Origin of the sequence: Pseudomonas sp. LP_7_YM (genome assembly GCF_004364435.1) — a bacterium.
Taxonomy (GTDB): Bacteria; Pseudomonadota; Gammaproteobacteria; order Pseudomonadales; family Pseudomonadaceae; genus Aquipseudomonas.
Window position 1 is genome coordinate 1 of the sequence record NZ_SOCT01000019.1, and the last position, 19,211, is coordinate 19,211.

The following is a 19,211-nucleotide window of genomic DNA, read 5'->3' on the forward strand; positions in this document are numbered from 1 at the left end:
CCGATGGTAGTGTGGGGTTTCCCCATGTGAGAGTAGGTCATCGTCAAGATTGAATTTCAGAACCCCGTCTGCGCAAGCAGGTGGGGTTTTGTTTTAAGTGAAGGTCATCCATTTTCGCTGGCACGTTACCGGGTAACGGATCAGCTGCAGAATTTCTTGACGACCATAGAGCATTGGAACCACCTGATCCCATCCCGAACTCAGTAGTGAAACGATGTATCGCCGATGGTAGTGTGGGGTTTCCCCATGTGAGAGTAGGTCATCGTCAAGATTGAATTCCAAAACCCCTGTCTGCTCACGCAGACAGGGGTTTTGTCGTTTCAGGGTCATAAAAAAGCCAGCTTCCGTTGCCGAAAGCTGGCGCTGATCACCCTGCTTTAGAACTGGTAGCTTACCGTCGCACTGACATTGCGCTCTTCGCCCATGTAGCAGAAATTCAGGCTGGCACAGGGACGCAACGTAAGACTCATTGGTGAGGGTATTGGCATTAAGCCGGACGTCAGGTCGTAACCCACCGAAGCGTTCCACAGCGTATAGGAAGGCACCTTCATGATGTTGACCCAGCTTGAGTCGACATAGCGCACGCCAGTGCCCAAACGCAGCCCCTCCAGTGCGCCGCTGTTGAACGTGTAGTCCCCCAAACCGATGCTATGTGTTTCGGCGCTTGAGTGGGAGAGTTGCCCTTGTTGTCGGTATCGCTGACCGTGCTCGGCATCGACTTCGAATATTCAATATCAGTCAGGGTATAGCTGCCCAGCACCTTGAAGTTTTCAGTCAACTGCTTGTGCGCTTCAAGCTCCAGCCCCTGAGCGCGAACAGCCCCGATCGCGCGATAGAAGTTCTCTTGAGGCAGTTTGGTAGCCAGATTCTCCTGATCGATACGGAACACCGAAGCCGTAAACAGATCGTCAGTGCCAGGTGGCTGGTACTTGATGCCCGCTTCCCACTGCTTGCCATCGGTAGGTGCCAACGGGTTGCCCGCGCTGTCCGAATACGAATTCGGGTTAAAGGATTCCGAATAGCTGATGTAAGGCGCAATACCGTTATCGAACAGATACAGGACACCGGCCCGACCTGTGGTCTTGGTGCGCTTGTCGTTGACCTCTGTGCCTTCAGGTCGGTTGTACTCGGCGATGCGATTCTCGTCAGACGTCTCTACCCAGTCATGACGCAAACCGAGCGAGAAGCGCCACTTATCCCACTCGACAAGATCCTGCGCATACGCACCGGTCTGCTCCAGACGCCGCAGGTAGCGGGTCGGATCGTAGTAGCTGATCGTTGAGTTGCCGTATACCGGACTGAACGCATTGATCGGCGCCAGCGACCCGCTCTGCCAATCGACCACCGTTTTTCGCCGCTGATAGTCCGCGCTAAGCAGCGCAGTATGTTTGACGGGGCCCGTGAAGAAATCAGCCTGCAGCATGTTATCGACGACATACGAATGCAGGTGCTCGTTAGCGCCTGAGTAATAACGGTTTAGCTCGTTGCTCGTCGGTGACGTCCAGCCGTAGCTATAGACCTGATCCAGATTCACCTTCGAATCCAGATAACGGAAGTTCTGGCGTGCGGGGAAGACATCATTGAAGCGATGCTCGAGCTGGTAGCCGAAGGATTGTTGATCACGGCTATAACCATTGATGCCGGGCTCGCCTTCGAAGAAGTGCTCGGAGATGCGCTGGCCGTTGCGCTGATGCAACGCGCCGTCTGCCGGGTTGCCACCGTGGTAGCCGCCTTCAGGGTCATGCTGCAGGTACGCCTGGAGCGTAAGCGACGTGTGTTCGGTGAAGTCGATGCTCACAACCGAAGCCTGCGCGGCCAGCGCCTGCAACGGTACGGCAAAGGCGGACAGCGTGGTGGAGATCAACGCCACGCGTATGGCCGAACCGAGCAGGGAAGGTCTGGCGGTATCTGAGCCCAGAGGCATAAGCGGCTCAGGATGAACTTGGGATAAACGTGGGAGCCTGGTCATTGCGGATTCCGTCGAGGTCGGTAATGAGAGTACTGATCTCTAAGCCGGACTTGCTCGCAGAACCCGCCAAAATAATCGTTCGTCAGGCACTGCGTTGCAGCGTCACCCACCAGCGCGTTCGGTATTTGAGTCGTACCGGCAAGGTTTGCGCAAGGATCGCCAGCAGCTTATCGGTGTCTTCCAGACGAAACACCCCGGACAGGCGCAACTGGCCGATGTCCTGCTCGCAGGCCACATAGCCACGACGATAGCGTGCGACTTCAGCGATGAAATCGTCCAGACGCATGTCACGGGTGACGAGCAATCCGTCAGCCCACGCACCCGGGTCCATATCCAGCGCAGGCAGCAACTCCGCCCGCTGACCGTTGAGCGAATAGCTCTGGCCAGCGAGCACAGTCTGCGGCGATGAACCCAGCGAATGAATCAGCACACGACCCTCCATGACGCTGAGCCGCGTACGATGTTCATCCTGACGCACCACAAAGCGTCCGGTGAGCCCTTCGACCCTTCCATGCTGGCAGCTGATGAGCAGTGGTCGTGGGGTTGTGCTCCCCGTATCGGCACCGCAGGTGACCAGAATCTCGCCTTTGCTCAGCGCGATCAGCCGCTGCTTCGCGCTGAGGTGCTGATCCACGGCCGAATCGGTATTGAGCAGCAGCCGCGTCCCGTCAGCCAGCGCAACACCGCTGCGCTGGCCGACCTGAGTCGAGAAATCGGCTGTCCACTGTTGCCAAGGTGTCAGGTCCCTGGCCAGGTACGCACCGGCCCCTGCCACCACCAGCCCCGACAACAGCTTCAGTGCCTGCCGGCGACCCAATCGCTGAGCGGTTGCTTGCAGCGCATTGATGGCCGCGCCGCTCGCGGGGAGAGCCTCAAATTGGCTGTGTAAATCGGTGTCGAGCCTCTGCACCCATTGCCAGGCGCATTCATGATCAGGATGAGCAGCACGCCATTGATCGCAACGCTGGCGTAGCGGTGGGCTGACGGTATGGTCATTCAAGCGGATCATCCACTCGATGGCTTGCCGGACCACCGCAGGTGAAGGCTGAGGGGAGTGGATCAAGGACGCCTGATTCATGCGTTGTGGCTCACGTTTCATACTTCAGTTGATAGCAGTGATACAGCGCGTCGGCCACATAGCGTTCAACAGAGCGCAGGGAGATGCCCATCTGTTCGGCGATGTGCCTGTAAGGCATGCCTTCGCACTGCGCCAGAAGAAACGCGCGGCGTACATTCGGTTTGAGCCCGTCGAGCATCCTTGCGATGCTTTCCAGCAACTCGAACACAAGCTCCCGGACTTCTGGTGAAGGCGTCTCGTGCTCGGGTAAACGGGCGAGCGCTTGAAGGTAGGCACGCTCCAGTTCCTCGCGGCGCCAATGATCGATGACCAGACCTCGCGCGACGGTGCGTAAAAACGCTCGCGGCGCTGTCAGTTCCAGTCGTTCGCTGCGATTGAGCAAGCGAAGGAACGTGTCGTGCGCCAGGTCCGCAGCATCCGCTGCGTTGCCCAGCTTGCTGCGTAGCCAGCCGTTGAGCCAGCCATGGTGATCGCTGTATAGCGTGCGCAGGGTCATGTCGTAAGAAGGCATCGAAACGCGCCATCCAAGCGTCGCTTAAATGATAATTAGTCGCATTGTGTGAAGGCGTCGAGCAATTTGCAACCGTTCGCGACAATAACAAAGCCCGCCCAGGTCTGTTCCGGGGCGGGCTACGCATTGCAAAAGCTTTGAATCAGGCGAAAAGTTTCTCTACGTTTTCCATCGCACCCGCAGCAAAACCCTGCAGAAACGCCCGGAAATCGTCGGTGCTGAGCGGGTTGCCTGCAGCCGGTTCGGCAATGATCGTCCAGGTAGCGACACTGCTGTTCTCGTCGGTAGCCTTCACAGTCATCGACGCCCAAAGGTTGCCGACGCCGAGGTTGTTATAGAGGGTCGTCCAGGTCATCGAAAACCCATTGTCGTCCCGCGAGTTGAGTTGCTCGACCACCTCAAGGCCGCCCTCCTTGAACTTCTTGTGGCGGACCGAACCGACACCGTCGCCAATCACCTGGATGCTGTCGAGCGCCGGAATGAATTTGTCGAAGCCGCCGAAATTGCCGACCACCTTCCACACCTTGCTCGCCTCGGCTGAGACGTTAACCGAAGCGACCACAGGCGTGGCTGCCGGGTTGCGGATCAGGGTGTCGGGGCTAAGGGGCTGGATGTTGTTGATTACGTTCATGTCATTCTCCGGTTTCGTAGTGAGTGTCGCGTTGAGAGCGTTCAGATGAAGTCGATTTCTTTCAGGTAATCACAACCCTTGCGCAGCAGCGCCGGGGTTTTCTGCGGGTAGGGTTCGCCCATCCTCTGCACCCCGGCGAGGGCGTTCGGATGGGCGATCATCGAGATGTCGCCGATGTCTTCCTCGACGCCGTCGAGGTAAAAACCGAGTACGCCGAACAGCGCGTTCTGGCTGTCGACCCTGCTCAGTTGTGTCTGCCAGTGGGCAATGCTGACCATCTCGAATTCACGCCCGGCCTCGCGGAAGGCGTCGACATAGCCGGCCCAGCTCAACGGCTCGGGGTTATGCAGGTTGAATACCGCGCGATCGGGTTGATAACGACTGGCGTGAAAGCCGATGAAGCGGGCGAGAAAATCCACCGGCATCAGGTCGAAGGCCATCGGGAAATCAGGCACCTGCCCCAGTTGCATTGAGCCCTTGAGCATCAGCATCAGCCGGTTCTTGTGAGGCTGACACACGCCTGTGACGCTGTTGAACGCAATGTTGCCAGGGCGATAAACGTTCACCCACGCGCCCTGTTCGCGCGCCTGTTGCAGGATGCGCTCGGCAACCCATTTGGACAGGTTGTAGCCATTCTTGATGTAGATCGGCGGGGTCTGCGCGGCAGGCGCTTCTAGCACGCTGCCATCGGCGCCCACGGCGCTGGAGGCGGAAAGGGTAGAGATGAAGTTGAAGACCTTCTTGCTGCGTCCCTCGCACAGGCGCAGGCACTCGAAGATTGGCGCCACATTGTCTTTGGCCAGCGATTCGTAATCCTGCACGTGATTGACGTTGGCGGCGTTGTGCACCAGGGCGCCGAACTCACCATCGAGTCGCTCGTACACGTCGTCGCTCAAGCCCAATTGTGGCCGGGTGATATCGGCTGCATAAACCCGCACTCGACTCAGGTCCAGATGTTCCAGGCGGTTCTCGCGCAGGGCCTGCCCAAAGCGATCCTGCGCCGTCATCCCGTGGCTTTCACGCACCAGACAGGCCACTTCGGTCGCGCCCCAGGCCAGCAGCGCCTGGACGATGTGCACACCGAGAAACCCGTTGGCGCCGGTGACGATGACCTTGTGCACATCGCCCAGCCGCCCGGCCGGCAGCGCAGGCAACTGCAGTGCGATGGTCGCGTCCTGAATCGCCTGCGCACTGACTTTCCACGACGTTGATCCATTGCTGTCGATCAATGACGCCAGGTTGATCAGCGTCGGTGCCTCGATGAAGCGGTTGATCGCAATACTGCGCCCGAAGCGCTGACGTATCCCCAGCAGCATCTGCGACAGCAGGATCGAGTGTCCGCCCAGATTGAAGAAGCTCTCCTCGGTGGAAATATCCCCAGGCGGTAGATCCAGCAGGTTGGCCCACATCGCCAGCAAAAGGCGCTCGCTTTCGGTTTCCGGCTGACGGCGCGCAACGTGCTCAACCAGCTTGACCGGCAACTGCAGCAGCGCCTTGCGATCGACCTTGCCATTGCTGGCGAACGGCATTTCGGCAAGCTCGGTGTACGCTGTCGGCCGCATGTAGTCAGGCAACAGGCGCTCGACGTGCGCCTTTAGCAATTGGCACGCCGCGTCGGGCTCAGCGCCGTGGGGTTGAGCGACAAAGGCCAGGACCCGCCGCTGCTCATCAACCACCACGGCGACCTGTCGATACAACTGGCTGTCGCGCAGGCAATGCTCGATTTCTTCCGGCTCGACCCGGAACCCGCGAATCTTCACCTGGTTATCACGCCGCCCGGACAGCTCGACGCCCTCGGCGGTCCATTTGCCGATATCGCCGGTGCGATAGGCCCGCAGCCTTTCACCATTGCCCAGCTCGATCTGCACATAGCGCGCTGCGGTGAGCGTCGGGTTGTGGATGTAGCCCAGACACACGCCCGGCCCGACGATGTACAGCTCCCCAAGCGTCTGCTCGGCAACCGGTTGCATGTGGTCATCGAGAATCAACAACTGGCTGTTGGCAATGGGCCGCCCCAGATTGCGATTGCTGCTCCCCGGATAAAATTGTCCGGCGGTGATGAGTACCGTCGCTTCGGTCGGCCCGTACAGGTTGTGAAACTGGCACTGCGCAGCCAGTCGCTCGATCACGTGAGGCTCGCAGACATCGCCTCCGGTGCACAGATGTTCAAGCGTCAACGCCTCATCCATCGGCAAAATGCTGAGCAGAGCGGGCGGCAAAAACGCGTGGCTGAGGTTTTGCTTGAGCAACTGCATCAATTGCAGTGGATCGCGGCGATGGTCCTCGCAGGCCACCACCAATTCGGCCCCGCTAAGCAGCGTCGGGAAAATATCGATCACCGAGGAGTCAAAGCTCAGCGTCGAGAACTGCAAGACCCGGCTCTGCTCAGACAGGCTGACGTAATCGGCATACCAGGCCGTAAAGTGGCTCAGGTTGCGTTGACTGAGCATCACCCCTTTGGGATGCCCGGTGGTGCCCGAGGTGTAGAGCGCCATGCAGGGCGCATCTGGCTCGGGTGTGCGTCGCAGCAACGGCTCGGAGGTGGGCGTGACTGCGACGTTACTGATGTCCAGGCCCGGCACACATTCACCCGCCAGCGGGTGCTGACCATCGTGGAGCAGCAGTACGGCGTTCGCGTTCTCCAGGATGTACTGCTGGCGCTGCAACGGTTGGCTGGGGTCAAGCGGCAGATACACCGCGCCATGGCCCAGAATGGCCAGAACCCCGGCGAACAGCGCGGCCGATTTCGGCAGGCAAATGCCGATCACCTGCGGACCTTCTTCAGCGTCTTTGAGCAGCGGTTGCATGAGCGCCTGAATCGCGACGCTGTGGGCGCGCAAAGCGTCATAGCTGACGCGCTGACCGTCGACGTTCAACGCAGTTCGGGTGCCGAAGGTGGCGAAGCTGCGGTCCAGTCGTACCGCCAAAGGCTGCTCCGCGATGCTCAACAATGTAGGCTGCGCGGTGTGATTAAAGCGATGTTCGAAGGCCAGTCGATCCAATGTGTGCAGGCCCGCCTGGCATTCGCTCTGGGGCGGCTCGACCTGCCCGACGCGGGCGAGGTATTCGGGATCGCGAGAGGAGCGGCTGACCAACAATGCGATGCGCTCAATCAGCATGGTTACGACGCTGTCATGCAGCATTCGACCGTTGCCCGAGGGCTCGGCAGGTACGTGTTCTCGCACGATCAAGCGCTGGGCAGTGGCCGAACCGGACCAACACAGCAGCTCCACTGCTGGCAACCCGGAGCCGGCATGCAGCGTCAGGCCCACCCGCAGCCCCAAGTGCACAGAGGTCCCGAAGGCTTGCCGTCGCACGCTCGCCAAGTCCAGGGTGCCATCCTCGATGAGCATCGACACACCGCTCAGCGAGCTGTCTTGCAGCGCTTGCGCATCGACCAAACGATGGATCTGGTGGCCGTGGCTGTCGAGTTCTGCGCTCAGTTGGCTCAAGGCCCGACTGTGGCCGACGAGTATGATCTTCAGGCGTTTCATTGCACGCCTCCCGCTGGCAGGTAGTCAGCAAGGGCACGTTGCACACAGGTGAAATCGAGCATCGAGCTGGTCTTGAAGAAACGCACAATGTTGCCCACCAGCGGGTGATGACGATTGATCGGGAAGCACATCGCCTGGCTTTCGTCGCGCAGCGCCTGACGGATCGGCTCGGCCACGTCGAGGTGCTCGATAAGCACGAAGTCGAAGGACTTCTGAATGTCGTTGGTCAGATATTGAGCGATGAACACCGGCATGATCGTAGCGATGATTTCCCGGTCTTCTTTAGGCGCTGCATGCCAGTAAATGCGCACCATCCGCGCCCAGAATCCTGAATGCCTGCCTTCATCGAGCAGGTGATCGGCCATCAACCCCTTGATCGATTGCTTCACCGTGTCGTCCCTGGCAAATGCCGCGACATCGTTGGTCACGGTGTTCTCGGCAATGGCGACGCAAATCAACTCGACGGCGCCGCGCAAGTGTTCAGGCGCCAGCGCCAGGGCAGCAGGAATCGCCCGGCTCAACTCGATTTCCAGCGGCAGCTGGATCGGCTGGATGCCAGTCAGTGCCATGGTCTGCTGCATGAAGTCCATGGCCACCAACGCGTGGTAGTCCTCATCGACCACCACCGTCATGGCGTCGTAGCGGCAGGCGAACGGAAAGCGGATCGCAAAGTTGTCCTTGGCGATACTGCGCGCGGTCCTGTCGACGATTTCGGTCTCGAAAATCACCACGTCGTTGATGAATTTGTACAGGCTCTGAATCAGTGCAAAGTCGCGCAGGTGTGGGCAATGACGGGTGAAGGTCTCACTGAGCACCAGCGGCTGGCGACTCAGGGGGTAGATGAGTTTTTCGTCGTTCTCGACGACGCGGCGCGGGCGGGTGCGAATCGTCGCACGGCTTTCCCAGTCATCGGCAAAGGACCGATAGTCGTCAGCGTTCATGAGGTCGTCCTCGTGTGAAGGGCAAAGGGTTCAGCGGTTGGCGAGCGATTCATGCGCTGACCTCCAGGGCCTGTTGGCGCATGCTTACGCGCAGGGCATTCCACAAGGCGAGGCGACTGTCCACGGCGGCAATGGCGGCCTCATAAACCTGCTGCTCGCGTTGCGCGTCGCCATCGACCAGGCGCGCGAGCAGTGCCTCGGCTGCCGGACCGTGGTCTTCGGAATCGACTTCGATGTGGCGTTCCAGGTAATAGCGGAACGTCGGCGCTTGGTTGGCGGTGATGCCCCAGTCGTCGAGGATGCGTTGAAACATCTGCGGAATGACGCTTTCACGTCCGTGCAGAAAAGCCGCCGCAACGCTGTGGGCTGGCGCATTGAGCGCCGTGTCGAGGGTCTCGCGGACAAAGCGTGCTTCGGCGCTGCCGGCATCAACGCTGTGCAGTGCAGTTGCGTAATGGACACCTTCTTTTTGCAGCGCGACGAAGCGTTCGATGCGTGCGGTGCTGGCGCCGACTTCGCGCATGGCGTCCAGATACAACTCGAAATGGCTGTAGTGGCCGTGGTCGAGGCGGTCGTCCGATTCCTCCCCCAGCACGATCTCGTTAATCAGGCGTGCGGCCTTTGGGTCTTTAGGCGGCAACCACGGCAGCCGAGTGCAACTGAGCTCCTGTTGCAGGCGTTTGGTGAGCGACATAAAGTCCCACACCGCAAAGACGTGAGCCTCCATGAAACGTTGCAGCACCGCCAGGGAATCAATTTCAGAAAAGATAGGATGAGCGCTTAGTTCCAGTTTTTTCCGGTCAAGTAGTTGCTTCTGAGTGTTCATGTTTAACGTCCTTGAGATAATGATCGCTGTGCAAAACCGGTCGTGTCGTTTCGGATTACTGACAATAAGTTGGCCTGGTTCGAACGGCCTTATTGCGCCGATTTAAATAACGGACAGGCACGATTACGCACGGATATTTCGTTTGATGATCATGTGTATTCCAGGCCGGGCGTGACAGGCCAGGCGTTTACCCTTCTGCATGAGGCCTTTGCCACAAGGCTTTGGCGTCATACGAGTAGCGGCGAGAAAACGTTAAAGCACTTCTTAATTAAGGTGCAAACATTTTTTATTAATTTTTATATAATGTAAAAACTGTGCATGAAAAGTGTTTATAAAACTTTATAAGAAAGTTTTATTTGGGCGAGAGCAACCCTTCCAGCTCAATAGAGTCAGAATCGATAATAATGAACGAATGCCTCGTCCAGAGTTGCTCGTTAACTGAATAATCGATTTAAAGAATTTTTTCGCGGGCGACGTCAACGGGAGTACCTCATTACGTCCTGGCCCAGGCCCTGCTCCTTTCGTTGCTCCATAAGAATTGCGTTCGCGGAACCGACTGCAGGCGAGTTCGTTACATGAGTTTGCCTGAAACACAGCCTGACGCTGCGTTAGCGCGTAGAGAAATCGCGGGGCGCGGGAGATGATGAAGGCGTTCGGAAGTGGGGCTTGTTCAGCGTTCAGAGGTTTGTGCATCACAAATCTGTGTAGGAATAAGCCTGCCTGCCTGCCCGCGTGCTGGCTCGGTTCCGAGACTGTTGGAGCAAGCTCGCTCTCGGTGACACGCCGTAGAGGGATCGCAGCACACACACACCGAACAGAACGGGAGATCAGACGTCCAGCAAACCCAGGTGCGTATTGATGATATGAAGCAGGCGATTGCGCTGCGACTTCAGAAAGTCGTGACTGCCGTGCACTTCAATCAGCTCGAATTCGCGGCGTGTGAATCCGCGCCAGTTCATCATGCTGGTGGCGGTATAGAGAGGGTCATCGCTGCCGTAGAGTGCCGTCAGCGGGATGTTCAAGCCTTCGTCCGGGCAATGTGACCAGAGCTCCGAGAGTTTCACGTCATTGCGCATCACCGGTTCGAACAGACGCATCATCTTTTTGTCGCGCAGCATCGATTCCGGTGCCACGCCAAGTTTGACCAAGGCCTGAATGAAATCGCTCTGGGGCAGGGTATGCAGATAGGGTCTGGGCTGCTGGCTGTCAGGGCTGCGGCAGCCGGAAATGAACAGATGACGCGTCTGCTCCGGGTAACGCACTTGCGCCCGACGGGCCATTTCGTAGGCGATGCGGGCACCGAAAGCGTGGCCATAAAAAGCGTGTGGCTCGGTCAGGTAGGGTTGCAAAGCGCCGAAGGTGTCCTCAAGCAAGGGGGCCCACTGTTCGTAAGCGGTTTCCTTGAAGCGGCTGCCATGGCCGGGCAGGCGCACGGTGACCAGTTCGATATGGTCCGCCAGGCCGCCGGACCAGTCCCGGAACTGCTCCGGGTCGCCGCCCGCATGGGGAAAGCAGATCAGGCGCGTCCTGACACGTTGTCTGGAATTGACAACCATCAGCCACTTGTTTTTCTCGGCGTACACTCAGGGTTCCCCAAGCCTGCATTAGCGGGCAACTGACAACCGTGGGGCCGGGTCCTTCGGCGCTGGCACCGCAACCTCCGGTGCTCGATCAATCCCCTGCCTGTCGGGTTTCCCGACGCCAGGCAGGGGAACAAATGCTGGACCGTGAACAGTCGTGATCACGATCGTTGAAATCTTATTGAGCGAGGGCGCGCTTCCTTGACACCGAGGCGGGCCTTGAGACTTCCACCGGACGGTTTTGCAGGTAGTTGTTGATGGCATCGACACCGCGATTCAAGTGCTGCGTAAGCGCATTGACGGTGGAGTCGATGTCGCCTGCCTCGGCCATCCTCAGTAATTCCAGGTGGTCGTGCTGCGACAACTCGCCCAGCTCCATGTGCTCAAGGTTAAAGCGCAGGAAGCGTTCTTCCTCGTTAAGACCGTCTTCCACCAGCTTGAGCAGGCGTTTATTCGACGCTGCGGAGTAGAGCGTCATGTGGAACATCCGGTTGAGCGTGCCGATTTTGCTGTAATCGGTTTCGGTCTCCAGTTGCTCGATGAAATGGCGTGCCGTGGCGATGTCCTGCGCAGTCAGCTTCGGAATCGACTGGCGCAGGGCCTCGGACTCCAGCAGGATGCGCAGCGCGTAGGCATCCGTGGCGTCTTCGTTGATCAGTGGCGCGACAACGGCACCTTTGTGGGTTTCGACGCGCAGCAGCGACTGGGCCTCAAGCTGGCGCAGAGCCTCGCGCACAGGCATGCGGCTGACACCGAACAGGGTGGCCAGCTCTTGCTGACGTAACGCGATCCCTGCAGGCAGGCGGCCGTCGAGTATCGCACTCCGCAATTTCTCTTCGATCACCGCACGCGCCATGTGCGCCGGCGGCTGTTCGTTTCCAAGAACTTCCCGGAGAAATTGTTCTTTCTCAATCCTGCGCATCGTTGCTTCTTCTTCAATGATCAAACATTGGATCCAATGGAACACTAACGGCCCCACCCAGCCTTGTCAAACGGCATAAATTGCCTGTACCGGACTGCGGCGGACCGCATTCTACAAGGCTTTCTGGCATTCATGTGCTTACCGTGACCTGTTGTCTGTTCGACATGAGGCGTCGGAAAACGATGATTCTTGCATGGACTTCCAGAGCGCACGCTGTCAGGCAACCGAGGGCAGGGTTCGTAAGAATATGATTGCCATATGCCACTATTTTCCTCGGTTGCAGACGCGTCAGCGAGTACCTTCGGTCGTTTGCGTCAATAGTGCCGCGCGTGCCCGGGCAGCCCTCAGAGGCATCGCCCCGTCACAAAATGCTGCACATCGTTAAAGCCTGGCGTCGATGCATGCCCCGGCGTCACCAACGAATCGATGAAGGCTTCATCTTCGGCAGTGATCTGCACGCTCAGCGCCTTGGTGTAGCTGTTCCACTGTTCTTCGGTGCGCGGGCCGACGATGGCCGAGGTCACGGCCTGGTTGTTCAGCACCCAGGCAATGGCGAACTCCACCAGCCCGACGCCCTTGTCCTGCGTGTAGTGCTGCAGCTTCTGCGCGATATGCAGCGACTCGGCGCGCCACTCGGTTTCCAGAATGCGCTTGTCCTGACGGCCCGCCCGGCTGCCGCTGTCGGGGGTTGCGTCGGGTGCGTACTTGCCGCTGAGCACGCCGCGCGCCAGCGGGCTGTAAGGCACCACGCCCAAGCCGTAGAACTTGGCAGCGGTGATCTGCTCCAGCTCCGCCTGACGGTTGACGATGTTGTACAGCGGCTGGCTGATCACCGGCTTGTCGACGCCCAGACGCTCGGCGACATTGACCACTTCAGCGATACGCCAGCCCCGGAAATTGGACACGCCCCAATAGCGGATCTTGCCTTGGCGGATCAGGTCGCCAATGGCCGAAACGGTCACCTCCAGCGGCGTGCTGTGGTCTTCCTTGTGCAGGTAATGGATGTCGATGTAATCGGTGTCGAGGCGACGCAGGCTGGACTCGATCTCGTTGAAGATGTGCTTGCGGTTCAGGCCGCTGGTGTTCGGTGCGGTGTTGCCGGAACTGCTGCCAACCTTGGTTGCCAGCACCCATTCGCTGCGACGCGAGGCGATGGCTTCGCCGACGATTTCTTCGGAGCGGCCGGCGTTGTAGACGTTGGCGGTGTCGATGAAATTCACCCCCTCGTCCCAAGCCTTGTCGATGATGCGCAGCGACTCTTCGGTGCTGGTCTGCACGCCAAACATCATGGAACCCAGCGTCAGCGTCGAAACCTTGAGGCCGGATTGGCCAAGAATGCGGTAGTTCATTGCTCGATATCCTGTTCGTCAGGGAAATGGAAATCGGAACAGTCTGTGCAGGCTTGCAAGAGGTCTCGTAAAGGCCGTTCAGACCGACAGCTCCAGGCCGGACATACTCGCCTGTTTATGGCGGACTTGAAAAGTAACAATTGGGCGCTTCTGCATGCGCGGGTGCTGGGCACTACACTCTGCGCGTTTGTCATGTCGGGAGTCGGCTAATACAAGACCCTTTGGGGAATATGTCGGCACTTCTTCGCGGTGTTCTTAGCTCCCGACACTCTTATTCCAAGGGCCAGCAAGGACAGACGCCGCATGGAATCGCATTACGACCCCGTCGTTTTCACCCGCCACAAACTCAGGCTTCACGCCCTGATTCTCGAACGCCAGGCCTGGTTTTGCCTGCGCGACCTTGGGCGTTTTCTGGGCATGTTTTTCGAAGAACGCATCACCCGCAAACTCGCCCCCGACCAGCGCCGTTACGTGCCGCTGCGCTATTACGATGAAATCGAAGACGTGCTGATGGTCAGCAAATCCGCCGCTTACGCGCTGCTGATTTACCACGGTCACGCCAGCCACGACCCGAATTCGCAAATGGCTGACTTATCAGGTCCTGCCTGTGCTGCGTAATCAAAACGTGCCCGCGTTCAACAATGCGCCTGCGCCGGGTTTGCTGGAGTGGCAGCGCGGAACGTTGAGCGTGCTGCATTGGCAGGATGAGCCGTGGATCCGCCTGCGAGACATGCCGCGCCTGTTGCAGCCGGGGCACAAGCTTGATGGGTGGGCCAGGCTCGGCAAAACGCTCAGAGGTGCATGACGTTCACTAAAGATGGCGCCGTTACAGGGTGAGATCCGGACTCGTCAGTTTGGCGCGGCGTCCAGCGAAAAAGCACAGCGTGCCGCCAACGGCGGTCAGGCCAGCCAGGACATAAAACATCGTCGGCGCTGGGGTGTTGATCAATAAATAACCACAAATAACCGGGCTTAACGCGCCACCGAACGCCGCCAGATTCTGCGCGCCCAGGTAGCTGCCGCGCAGGCGTTCCGGGGCAATGGTGTCGACGAACAAATACTCGGCGGGGTAAATGATCATCTCGCCCAAGGTGAACACAAACATCGCCGCGCACCAGGCCAAAGTCGTCTGGGCAAAACTGAAGCCGAACAGGCCGATGACGAACAGCGCGGTGCCCAGGCAAATCCAGTAGGGCAGTTGCTCGCGTTTCAGAAAGCGTCCGATCTGGTATTGCATCAGGATCACGGTTAGCGCATTGCAGGCCAGCACCGCCGAGAGGATTTTCAGCGCCTGTTCTGCGGTGTGGGTGACTAACAGGAACTGCGAGAGGTACAGCGTGTAGCGACCGTGCACGACCGTGCTCAGCAAGCTGCCGCCGGTGAACAGAATCAGGCTGCGGTCGCTCTTGAGCGTGGCGAGGGTGTCGAGAAAACTGCGTGGCTGATTTTCGCTGTCAGCCAGGGTCGGCGGGATGCCGATCATCAAAAACATGCTGCCAAAGGCGATGGCGCTGGCGATCAGAAACGGCACCAGCGGCAGTTGCCCGGCAATCAGCACGCCCAGCATGGGGCCGGTGGCATAGCCGATGTTGGTCAGGGTGTAGCGCAGGGAGAACACCTTGGCGCGTTGGGCGATGGGCAGGTTCTCGCTGATGATCGCCTTGGAGCCGATCAGAAACAGCGCCGACGCGGTTTCGGTGATTACCAGGGTCAGAGTGGTCAGGTAAACGTTCTGGGCGAGGGTCAGTAGAGTGAAGCCGACGGCACTGGACAGCATCGCCAGAATCAGCAGCTTGCGCTTCTCCAGCCGGTCGATGATGTAGCCGCCATACAGCCCCAGCAGCGTGGCCAGAAATACCGCGATACCCATCAGCAGCCCGACATCCTGCTGGTTCAGGCCCAGCTTGGTACTCAGGAACAGCGTGAGTAATGGGCTGGTCATCGCCCGGCTCATGACGATGGTCAGCGAACAGACCATCAGGCGGCGGATGACGAGGGAATAGGTGGCCACTGTCGTTGTGATGTCCTGTATTTGGCACGAGATCCTTGCTTGTAGAAGCGACACCTCTCTTTGACTCAACGCAGTCTCTGTGGGAGAGGTCGGCGGTTACGACGCCAGCGAACGCGCAGGACCAGCCGCCATCAGTGCACCTGCCCCAGCGCGTTCGCCTGCTGCGCTTACTTCCCCTGATCCATTCCGACCTTGGTCACGGCACCTTGCTCCAGCTCCCACTTTTTAAGGATCTTGCCGTATGTTCCATCGTCGACCATGGACTGCATTGCGTCCTGAATGGCCTTGGCCAGTTCCGGATTGGACTTGCTTACGCCCAGGCCTGTGAACTGCTTGGAGATCGCCAGGCCAATCGGCTTGTAGGCGTCTTTTTCCTGCGACATCAGATACGCAATGGTTTCGCTGCCCTGCATGGCCGCATCCAGACGCCCCTGGCGCAACTGCGCGCGGGCGTCGGCCGAGCCTTCGGAGCCGGTGACGATGATGGCCGGCTTGCCCGCCGTTTCGCAGTTCGCCTTGCTCCACGCGGCGATTTCCGCAGGCCAGGTGGTGCGGCGGCTGGTGCCGACTTTCTTGCCGCACAGATCGGTCAGCTCATTAAGCTCGGCGTTCTTGGTCAGCGTGTACAGCTGCGGGCCGCTGGCGAAGTAGTCGATAAACGTCACCGATTTCTGCCGCTCGGCAGTGTCGGTCATGCCCGACAGAATGATGTCGAAACGTTTGGTCACCAAGCCGCTGACCATCTGCTCGAACGCGGTTTCCTGCCATATGATTTTCACGCCCAGACGCTCGGCCAGCGCGTTACCCAGATCGACATCCAGGCCCGTCAACGTGTTGGTGCTGGTGTCCTTGAAATCCATCGGCGGGTAGTTCGGCACGATGGCCGCAGTGATTTGGCCTTTGTCCTTGAGACTGGCGGGCACGTCGGCGAAGGCCCAAGCGCAGGACATCAGGCTAGCGAGCAAGGTGGGGAGGAGCATTTTTTTCATGGTCGTTCTCGTTTGTTCTGGTTTAAGTGCGAACGGCAGAAATGAAGCTTTGGGTTCTCGGGTTTTGTGGACTTATTAGAATGTCTTCGGGGCTACCGGCCTCTACAATCTGGCCGCTGTCCATGAACACCATGCGGTTGGACACTTCGCGCGCGAAGCCCAGCTCATGGGTCACAACGATCATGGTCATGCCGGAATGCGCAAGATCACGCATCACCGACAACACTTCGCCCACCAGCTCCGGGTCGAGGGCGGAAGTGGGTTCATCGAACAGCATCAGTTTGGGCCGCATCGCCAGCGCACGGGCAATCGCCACGCGCTGTTGCTGGCCGCCGGACAACTCGACGGGATAGGAATGGCACTTGTCTGCCAGACCAACGCGGGCCAGCAGCTCGACGGCCTCCTCGTTGGCCTCCTTGGGCGAGCGCTTGAGGACCTGAATCGGCCCTTCGATGACGTTTTGCAGCGCGGTCATGTGCGGGAACAGGTTGAAGCGCTGGAATACCATGCCGGTGCTCAAGCGCTGGCGGGCAATCTGCGCGTCGTTGAGTTCGTGCAGCTTGTTGCCCACGATGCGATAACCCACCAGCTCGCCGTCGACCCACAGGCCGCCCTTGTCGATCTTTTCAAGCTGGTTTACGCAGCGCAGCAGGGTGCTCTTGCCCGAACCCGACGGGCCGATGATGCACAGCACTTCGCCTTGTTCGACCTCGATGCTGACGTCCTTGAGGGCGTGAAACTGGTCGTAGTATTTGTTCAGGCCGACGGCTTTAACGATGCTTCTCATGCGTGTTCTCCTGGGCCTGACTTACGAACGCTTGCCGGCGCCGCGAGCAAAGCGCAGCTCCAGACGGCTTTGACCGAACGACAGCACGGTGACCACGGCCAGGTACCAGATACCGGCGATGATCAGCAGCTCCATCACCCGGGCGTTGGCGTAATAAATGTTCTGCGCGTTGTGCAGCAACTCGGAGTACTGAATCACGCTGGCCAGGCTGGTCATCTTCACCATGCCGATGAATTCGTTACCCACCGGCGGGATGATCACGCGCATCGCCTGCGGCAGGATCACCCGACGCAGCGCCTGTAAGCGCGGCATGCCGATGGACTTGGCGGCTTCATACTGACCGCTGTCCACCGACAGCAGGCCGGCGCGAACGACTTCGGCGGTGTAGGCGCCCTGATTAATACTCAGGCCCAGCAGCGCAGCGACAAAGGGCGTCATCAGGCTCACGGTGTCGAGCTGAAACAGGCCGGGGACGCCGATCACCGGGAAGATCAATGCCAGGTTGAACCACAGCAGCAATTGCAGAATCAGCGGCGTACCGCGAAACAACCAGGTGTAGGTGATCGCCACGTAGCGCAGGATCGGGTTGGCCGACATGCGCATGATGGCCGTAATCACGCCGATCACTACGCCCAGCAGCATCGCCAGCACCGACATGATGATGGTGTTGAGCAGGCCCCAGAGAATCGCTTCGCAGGTCAGAAACTGGCCGATGTAGCCCCACTCGATCTGGCCGTTGGCGAAAGCCCGGGCCAGCCCTGCCAGCGCGATGACGATCAGGGTGGCGAAGAAAATCCGCCCGTAATACCGACGCGGCACATGCTCGTACCGGGTGATGTCGAACTCGTTTTCGACCTTCTTGCGTTCGGCTTGCAGACGCTCTGCCTGGTTCTGGTTCTGGTTCATGGTGCTCTCCGAAGCTGGATTCAGGCCGTGCGTGTTCGATGACAACGAGTTCATTATCCGGCCGGTGGATGGGTATTCGGGCACGCATCCAAAGCTGGGTATTGGCTGAGAGTGGAGGGCAGATTCGGGTACAACGTCCTGATCGAAGTGTCAGGTTTATCGCCCTTAATCAGCGGTCAAATCACTGAGCAGGGCAGTGTGCAGATGGTTGCCAATCGCCATTTTGTGTGGTCATTATTATCAATCGGGCATGTTTTTTTGTTGTGGGTCAAAGCCTGTTGAATATGACGGGCGAGGTAAATAAGCATTATGGAAACTCCACTTTCCACTTCTGGAAACGTGCCGCCCAAACCTGGGATTCGCCCCCCTTTATCGCTCAGCGGGATGGACTTCAAGCTGTTACGCGTGTTCCAGGCAGTCGTCGAGGCAGGAGGCTTCAGTGCAGCGCAGAACGAGCTGAACGTGGGACTTGCGGCGATCAGCAAGCAGATTTCTGACCTGGAAATTCGCATCGGCATGCGCCTGTGCACGCGGGGCCGGGAAGGCTTTCATCTGACCGAAGAAGGCAAACTTGTCTATCAGGCGGCTATCGAATTATTCGCCTCGGTCGACTCTTTTCGCGACCGGATTAGTTCTGCGCAAAATGAATTGATTGGCGATTTGAGTATTGGCGTTATCGACAACACGGTGTCTGATAAACGTTCGCCGCTAGTTGCATCGCTCAGAACAATGCACGATGAGGCACCCAAAGTAAGACTGCGATTGCATGCCTCGCAACTCGACGAAATAGAGCGTGGTGTGGTTGAGGGACGCTTGAGCGTCGGGATCGTGCCGGTCTATCAACGCCGTGAAGAGTTCGATTATTTCGAGCTGTACGAGGAACGCTGCTACGCTTATTGCGGCGTGGGGCACCCGCTGTTCCATCGCGACAAGGCCAGCTTCGTCACCTACGACAGTCAGTCGGCGTCGGCGTCCCAAGTGGAAGCGGTGGCCATGCTGATTCTCACCGGCCGCTTCATCGGCTTTCTGCCCGAGCACTATGCCCGCCAGCTGATCCGCGACGGCCAGCTACGTGCGCTACGGCCCGACTTCATTCACCTCAGTACCCCCTTCAACCTCATCCTGCGCCACAACGCCCCACGCAGCCCACTGGTAAAGGCGTTCGCGCAGGCGTTGGGAGTGGATTTGAAGCGAATGGTTTGACGGGCGAATAGCCG

General features: G+C 58.8%; 16 protein-coding genes, 1 rRNA gene and 1 pseudogene. 4 read left to right on the forward strand and 14 right to left on the reverse strand.

Annotated features, from left to right (window positions below):
* Positions 1–155 precede the first annotated feature (155 nt).
* A 5S ribosomal RNA gene (gene rrf, locus EC915_RS23620) occupies positions 156–271 on the forward strand.
* 106 nt (positions 272–377) lie between these two features.
* Here the strand turns inward: rrf and EC915_RS23625 are convergent.
* The 10 genes and pseudogenes from EC915_RS23625 to EC915_RS23670 form a co-directional block, all read right to left on the reverse strand.
* Positions 378–1,813, reverse strand: a pseudogene (locus EC915_RS23625) (TonB-dependent siderophore receptor); the annotation flags it as partial.
* Positions 1,814–2,051: 238 nt separating this feature from the next.
* Positions 2,052–3,047, reverse strand: a complete 996-nt coding sequence (locus EC915_RS23630) for a FecR domain-containing protein (protein ID WP_133752900.1) — start codon at positions 3,045–3,047, stop codon at positions 2,052–2,054.
* A 10-nt stretch (positions 3,048–3,057) separates the two neighbouring features.
* Positions 3,058–3,558, reverse strand: coding sequence for a sigma-70 family RNA polymerase sigma factor (locus EC915_RS23635; RefSeq protein ID WP_133752901.1), 501 nt, complete (start codon positions 3,556–3,558; stop codon positions 3,058–3,060).
* A gap of 142 nt (positions 3,559–3,700) precedes the next feature.
* Positions 3,701–4,171, reverse strand: coding sequence for an SRPBCC family protein (locus EC915_RS23640; RefSeq protein ID WP_133752939.1), 471 nt, complete (start codon positions 4,169–4,171; stop codon positions 3,701–3,703).
* Positions 4,172–4,230: 59 nt separating this feature from the next.
* The gene (locus EC915_RS23645; RefSeq protein WP_133752902.1) at positions 4,231–7,683 is read right to left on the reverse strand and encodes a non-ribosomal peptide synthetase; all 3,453 of its coding nucleotides are present in this window, start codon (positions 7,681–7,683) and stop codon (positions 4,231–4,233) included.
* Positions 7,680–8,624 (reverse strand): diiron oxygenase, encoded by a 945-nt coding sequence (locus EC915_RS23650; protein WP_133752903.1) that lies wholly within the window; start codon positions 8,622–8,624, stop codon positions 7,680–7,682. Before EC915_RS23650 ends, EC915_RS23645 begins: the two co-directional genes overlap by 4 nt.
* A gap of 49 nt (positions 8,625–8,673) precedes the next feature.
* Entirely contained in the window at positions 8,674–9,450 is a 777-nt protein-coding gene (locus tag EC915_RS23655; protein WP_133752904.1) for a DUF3050 domain-containing protein, read from the reverse strand.
* Positions 9,451–10,277: 827 nt separating this feature from the next.
* Positions 10,278–11,033, reverse strand: a complete 756-nt coding sequence (locus EC915_RS23660) for a thioesterase II family protein (RefSeq protein WP_133752905.1) — start codon at positions 11,031–11,033, stop codon at positions 10,278–10,280.
* A gap of 175 nt (positions 11,034–11,208) precedes the next feature.
* Positions 11,209–11,952: a GntR family transcriptional regulator gene (locus EC915_RS23665; protein WP_133752906.1), complete on the reverse strand. Its 744-nt coding sequence runs from the start codon at positions 11,950–11,952 to the stop codon at positions 11,209–11,211.
* Between the two features lie 344 nt (positions 11,953–12,296).
* Complete coding sequence (locus EC915_RS23670; protein WP_133752907.1) at positions 12,297–13,301, reverse strand: aldo/keto reductase; 1,005 nt, start codon at positions 13,299–13,301, stop codon at positions 12,297–12,299.
* A gap of 303 nt (positions 13,302–13,604) precedes the next feature.
* Between EC915_RS23670 and EC915_RS23675 the strand changes: the two genes are divergently transcribed.
* Complete coding sequence (locus EC915_RS23675) at positions 13,605–13,919, forward strand: hypothetical protein (protein ID WP_133752908.1); 315 nt, start codon at positions 13,605–13,607, stop codon at positions 13,917–13,919.
* On the forward strand, positions 13,909–14,106 hold the full coding sequence (locus tag EC915_RS23680) for a hypothetical protein (RefSeq protein WP_133752909.1): 198 nt from the start codon (positions 13,909–13,911) through the stop codon (positions 14,104–14,106). Before EC915_RS23675 ends, EC915_RS23680 begins: the two co-directional genes overlap by 11 nt.
* 21 nt (positions 14,107–14,127) lie before the next feature.
* Here the strand turns inward: EC915_RS23680 and EC915_RS23685 are convergent, their stop codons facing one another.
* The 4 genes from EC915_RS23685 to EC915_RS23700 form a co-directional block, all read right to left on the reverse strand.
* A complete protein-coding gene (locus EC915_RS23685; RefSeq protein ID WP_166651070.1) occupies positions 14,128–15,312 on the reverse strand; it encodes an MFS transporter in 1,185 nt (394 codons plus the stop codon).
* A gap of 167 nt (positions 15,313–15,479) precedes the next feature.
* Complete coding sequence (locus EC915_RS23690; RefSeq protein ID WP_133752910.1) at positions 15,480–16,301, reverse strand: ABC transporter substrate-binding protein; 822 nt, start codon at positions 16,299–16,301, stop codon at positions 15,480–15,482.
* A gap of 22 nt (positions 16,302–16,323) precedes the next feature.
* Positions 16,324–17,088, reverse strand: a complete 765-nt coding sequence (locus EC915_RS23695) for an amino acid ABC transporter ATP-binding protein (RefSeq protein WP_133752911.1) — start codon at positions 17,086–17,088, stop codon at positions 16,324–16,326.
* A 21-nt stretch (positions 17,089–17,109) separates the two neighbouring features.
* Positions 17,110–17,994: an amino acid ABC transporter permease gene (locus tag EC915_RS23700; protein ID WP_133752912.1), complete on the reverse strand. Its 885-nt coding sequence runs from the start codon at positions 17,992–17,994 to the stop codon at positions 17,110–17,112.
* 309 nt (positions 17,995–18,303) lie between these two features.
* Between EC915_RS23700 and EC915_RS23705 the strand changes: the two genes are divergently transcribed.
* Positions 18,304–19,197, forward strand: coding sequence for a LysR family transcriptional regulator (locus tag EC915_RS23705; protein ID WP_133752913.1), 894 nt, complete (start codon positions 18,304–18,306; stop codon positions 19,195–19,197).
* Positions 19,198–19,211 lie beyond the last annotated feature (14 nt).